The following is a 3,963-nucleotide window of genomic DNA, read 5'->3' as shown; positions in this document are numbered from 1 at the left end:
TAGTTGCTGATCGTCTTGACCGAGATCGCCAGCAGCACCTGCAGGACGTCGGTCTCGGTGAACCCCGCGGCGAGGAAGGCGTCGAGATCGGCGCCCGTGGGTAGCCCACGGGATTCGACCATCGCGGTGGCGAACGTCGCCAGTGCGTCGAGGCGGGCATCCGGCAGGGTGCGGCCGTCGCGCAGCGCGTCGGTGATCTCCGTCGGCACTTTGGACATATCCGCGAGCATGCTGTGGGCGGCGACGCAGTATTCGCAGCCGTTCGTGCGGCTGATCGCCAGCAGCACGGTCTCCTGCTCAGCGGGGCTCAGCCCGGAGTCGCTGCGAAACGCCTCGTATCCGGCCATGTAGGTCTCCAGCAGTCCCGGCGCATTCGCCATGTTGCGGTACATGTTCGGCAGGAACCCCTGCTTGGCCTGGGCCTTGGACAGTACTGCGGCGATCGCCGGGTCGGCGTCGTCGATGTCGCGGGACGGCAGCGTGAGGGCGCGTTCGGAGTGGACCATCGCGGATCGCTTTCTACTCGATTTCAGGAGTGACTGCTCCATAAAGCCGTATTGTGTAGTATTCACTCCGAAATGTCAACGGACTCTGTCACCCCACGACGGCGCGGTCGTCCGCGCGCATTCGACCTCGATGCCGCTACCGCGGCGCTGGAGCAGGCCTTGTGGCGCCGCGGCTTCCGGTCGACGAGCGTGGAGGAACTCGCTGCCGACGCCGGGCTGAGCCTGTCGAGCCTGTACGCCACGTTCGGTAGCAAGCAGGGCGTGCTCGACGCCGCCCTCGCGCGCTACGAAGACGGAATGAGCGGCATCATCGCTGACCTCGAATCGCCTCGCCGCGGTCTACCCGACATCGAACGGTTCGTCCGCCGGGTGCGCGCCGTGCTCGATGACCCCAACTCCCCGCGCGGCTGCTTCATGGTCAACACCATGGTGGAGGTCGGTGACGGTATTCCCGAGGTGCAGCAGCGCGTAGCGGCCTACCGCCGCAGGATCGAGCGAGCGCTCAACGGCGCTCTCGAGTTGGCGGAGGCCGACGGTGACATCGAACCGGGATCATCGCAGGACCGCGCCCGGCTGATCCAGGCAGCGTTGTTCGGCGCATTCGCGGCCTCCCGTGCGGGCGACGCCGCCGCGGCCCGCGCGGGCCTGCACGCGATCAGTCGCGAGCTTCGCCGATGGTCAGCAGCGGTGCGCGGCTAACACCCGTTCGAGCACGCATCAGTCGTGCACGTCGGGACCGACCCGACCCTGATCTGAATGTGAGCACCCCGTACCGACCGTCGTCGCACGTCGACAAGGGCCGACTCCATCGGAACCCACGGGTGTGCATCGATGTCCGAGCCACCGAGTAGGCACGCCAACTGCGCGAGCGGACTCCACAGGCGGGCGCGCCCGACCGGCCGCTGCATGTCCACCACTGCCACCCGGCCACCCGGGCGCGTGACCGCCACCATCGTCGACAGTGCCCGCGGCCAATCCGCCATGAGAGACAGTGCATAGGTGCTGATGACGGCGTCGAAGCCGCTTGCCATCTCCGGCACGTTTGCGTCCAGTGCGGTGGCGTCGGCTTCGACGAGTCGGACATTCGTCCAGCCAGCGGAGAACGCGCGGCGTTTCGCCTGTTCGAGCATCTGCGCACTGGCGTCGACGGCAGTGATCGATCCGCTCGGTCCGATTCGGTTCTGTACGAGCGGGAAGTTCAGCCCGGTACCGCAGCCGATGTCGAGGACGCGGTGGCCCGGTCCCAGCGCCATGAGGTCGATCGCGGCCACGCGTCCCGCCCGGTACACCGGCCACTCCGCGGAGATCAGGTCATAGAACTTCGCAGAAGAGCGATAGCGGCCTGTTCTTGGCATCGGGAGTCCGTTCGTCAGAATCTCTGGCAAGTTGTCCGATACGGGAACACTGTCAGCCCCCCGCCGGGTTCCCCCACAGTGGACCCACCGGAGATCGGCGAGCACGACATGCAAGCGGACGCATTCCGACGCTACGTCGAACCCGAGATCGAAGTGCTGCTCAGAGTCGCGCGCACCCTCGTGGGGTCCTCAGACGTGGATGACCTGGTGCAGGAGACCCTCATGCGAGCGTGGCGCGCTATGGACGGATTCGACGGCCGCTATCCCAGGGCGTGGCTGTTGACCATCTTGCGCCATACGAACATCAACATGGGTCGACGGATGCGCCCAGACAGCGTGGATGATGTCGCGTCGTACACCGACGCGAAGCCAGCCTTCGGAATCACCCCTATGAGCACCGAGGAGCAGGTGATGGCCGCCTTCCTGCCCGATGATCTTGAACGTGCCGTGCAGAGTCTGGACACCAAGTTCCGGACCGTACGGCTTCTGGTCGACGTCGACCAACTGACCTACGCCGAGGCCGCCGAGGCCCTTGGTGTGCCCGTAGGAACGGTGATGTCGAGACTCAGCCGCGCACGCGAACGTGTCCGCCGTCATCTGCGGCCGAATTTCGAAGCAGCGAGCGCGGGGGAGCAACGATGATCAGAGCTATCCGAATGATGGTGACGTGCCACTGGTCGGCGCGCCGAATCCAGCGCTACCTGGACTCCGATCCCGCCGCGCTCCTGGACCCGAGCGAAATCCGACGACTGGAAGCGCATCTGGCCCACTGCGACAAGTGCAGCACCGCCGTCGCCGAGTTCCGTCAGATCGATTCGGCGCTGTCACGCTGGGCACTGCGACGGATGCCCGATCGGCAAAGCGTGTCCCACATGCACGACGTCGTGGACCGCCTCGTCCGCGGTGAGCTGCAGTGACCCGCGTGGCCCACCCCGACTTGTTGGTGGTCGGTGGCGGAACCGCGGGCATCGTCGCGGCGAAGACGGCCGCCGGCTTCGGTGCAAGAGTCGTCTTGGTCGAACGCGATCGCACCGGCGGGGACTGCCTGTGGACCGGGTGCGTGCCGTCGAAGGCGTTGATCGCCGCGGTATCCGCGGCCACAGCAATTCGGCGTGGATCCGCGTTCGGGGTCACCGCAACGGACGTGACCGTCGACTTCAAACAGGTGATGCAGCACGTGCGGGAGGCCATCGCCGCCATTGCCCCGGTCGACTCCCCGAAGGCCCTCAGCGAAGCCGGCGTGACGGTCGTCAACGGATCGGCCCGATTCACCGACGACGGCACCGTCGCGATCGGGGAGCACCTCATCGCGTTCGCTCAGGCGGTGCTCGCCACCGGTGCCCGCCCGACCGTGCCAGGCATACCGGGTCTGGATACCGTCGACTACCTGACCAGCGAAACGGTCTGGGACCTCACCGAACTTCCGCGTCGGCTCCTGGTGCTCGGCGGCGGCAGTGTCGGCTGCGAACTCGCCCAGGCCTTTGCGCGGTTGGGGTCTGCGGTCACGCTCGTCGAGTCAGCCGAGACCCTCGTCCCCCGCGAGGACCCGGCCGCGGCCGCCGCGCTGACCGCGTCGATGTGCTCCGACGGAGTCGAGGTTCTGACCGCTGCCACCGCGGAGTCGATCTGCGAGCACACCGTCACCCTCACCGACGGTCGCCGCGTCGAATTCGACCGTGCGCTCGTCGCCGTCGGTCGCACACCCCGGACCGATGCACTCGGCCTCGAGACGGCGGGAGTGACGCTCGATGAGCGTGGCTACGTCCACGTCGATGCCCATCTGCGCACGTCGAACCCCCGGATCTGGGCCGCCGGCGATCTCACCGGCCACCCCCAATTCACCCACACGGCCGGAATGCACGGCAGCATCGCCGCCACCAACGCGATCCTGGGCCTGCGCCGCACCGTCGACACCACCGGAGAACCCCGCGTCACGTTCACCGACCCCGAGATCGCCGTCGTCGGAATCGACCCGCGAACCGCCCGGCGCATAACAGGATTGCGCGTGCAGACCCTGTCGCACAGCCACCTCGATCGCGCCGTCGCCGAGGCTGACACCGGCGGACTCACCCAACTCATCCTCGATCGCAAGCACCGCATCG

The 3,963-nt window shown here is 67.2% G+C and carries 6 protein-coding genes; 4 read left to right on the top strand and 2 right to left on the bottom strand.

Features of this window, described 5'->3' with window-relative positions; translation table 11 throughout:
- Positions 1-548 (bottom strand): carboxymuconolactone decarboxylase family protein (locus tag WA965_RS16365; RefSeq protein ID WP_526447813.1); only part of this gene is annotated, 548 nt, incomplete at its 3' end.
- Positions 549-578: 30 nt separating this feature from the next.
- Between WA965_RS16365 and WA965_RS16360 the strand changes: the two genes are divergently transcribed.
- Positions 579-1,205: a TetR/AcrR family transcriptional regulator gene (locus tag WA965_RS16360; protein ID WP_526447811.1), complete on the top strand. Its 627-nt coding sequence runs from the start codon at positions 579-581 to the stop codon at positions 1,203-1,205.
- On the opposite strand, the gene WA965_RS16355 is transcribed toward WA965_RS16360, so the two are convergent.
- A complete protein-coding gene (locus WA965_RS16355) occupies positions 1,202-1,861 on the bottom strand; it encodes a class I SAM-dependent methyltransferase (protein WP_526447809.1) in 660 nt (219 codons plus the stop codon). The genes WA965_RS16360 and WA965_RS16355 overlap by 4 nt on opposite strands.
- Positions 1,862-1,939: 78 nt before the next feature.
- On the opposite strand from WA965_RS16355, the gene WA965_RS16350 reads away from it, so the two are divergent.
- From WA965_RS16350 to WA965_RS16340, 3 genes are all read left to right on the top strand, one after another.
- Positions 1,940-2,503: an RNA polymerase sigma factor gene (locus WA965_RS16350; protein WP_526447807.1), complete on the top strand. Its 564-nt coding sequence runs from the start codon at positions 1,940-1,942 to the stop codon at positions 2,501-2,503.
- Complete coding sequence (locus WA965_RS16345) at positions 2,500-2,778, top strand: zf-HC2 domain-containing protein (protein WP_526303212.1); 279 nt, start codon at positions 2,500-2,502, stop codon at positions 2,776-2,778. Before WA965_RS16350 ends, WA965_RS16345 begins: the two co-directional genes overlap by 4 nt.
- A gap of 5 nt (positions 2,779-2,783) precedes the next feature.
- Positions 2,784-3,963, top strand: a 1,180-nt coding sequence (locus WA965_RS16340) for a dihydrolipoyl dehydrogenase family protein (RefSeq protein ID WP_526447805.1), incomplete at its 3' end; no start/stop codon positions are given.

The sequence above is a fragment of the Mycobacterium sp. genome, assembly GCF_049683935.1.
In the GTDB taxonomy this organism is placed as follows: domain Bacteria; phylum Actinomycetota; class Actinomycetes; order Mycobacteriales; family Mycobacteriaceae; genus Mycobacterium.
The sequence above is the reverse complement of the archived record's forward strand: the minus strand, read 5'-3'. Positions and strand labels throughout refer to the sequence as shown.

Coding starts and splice junctions, on each gene's coding strand:
- WA965_RS16360 (WP_526447811.1), top strand. CDS start 579: ATGTCAACGGACTCTGTCACCCCACGACGGCGCGGTCGTCCGCGCGCA.
- WA965_RS16355 (WP_526447809.1), bottom strand. CDS start 1,861: ATGCCAAGAACAGGCCGCTATCGCTCTTCTGCGAAGTTCTATGACCTG.
- WA965_RS16345 (WP_526303212.1), top strand. CDS start 2,500: ATGATCAGAGCTATCCGAATGATGGTGACGTGCCACTGGTCGGCGCGC.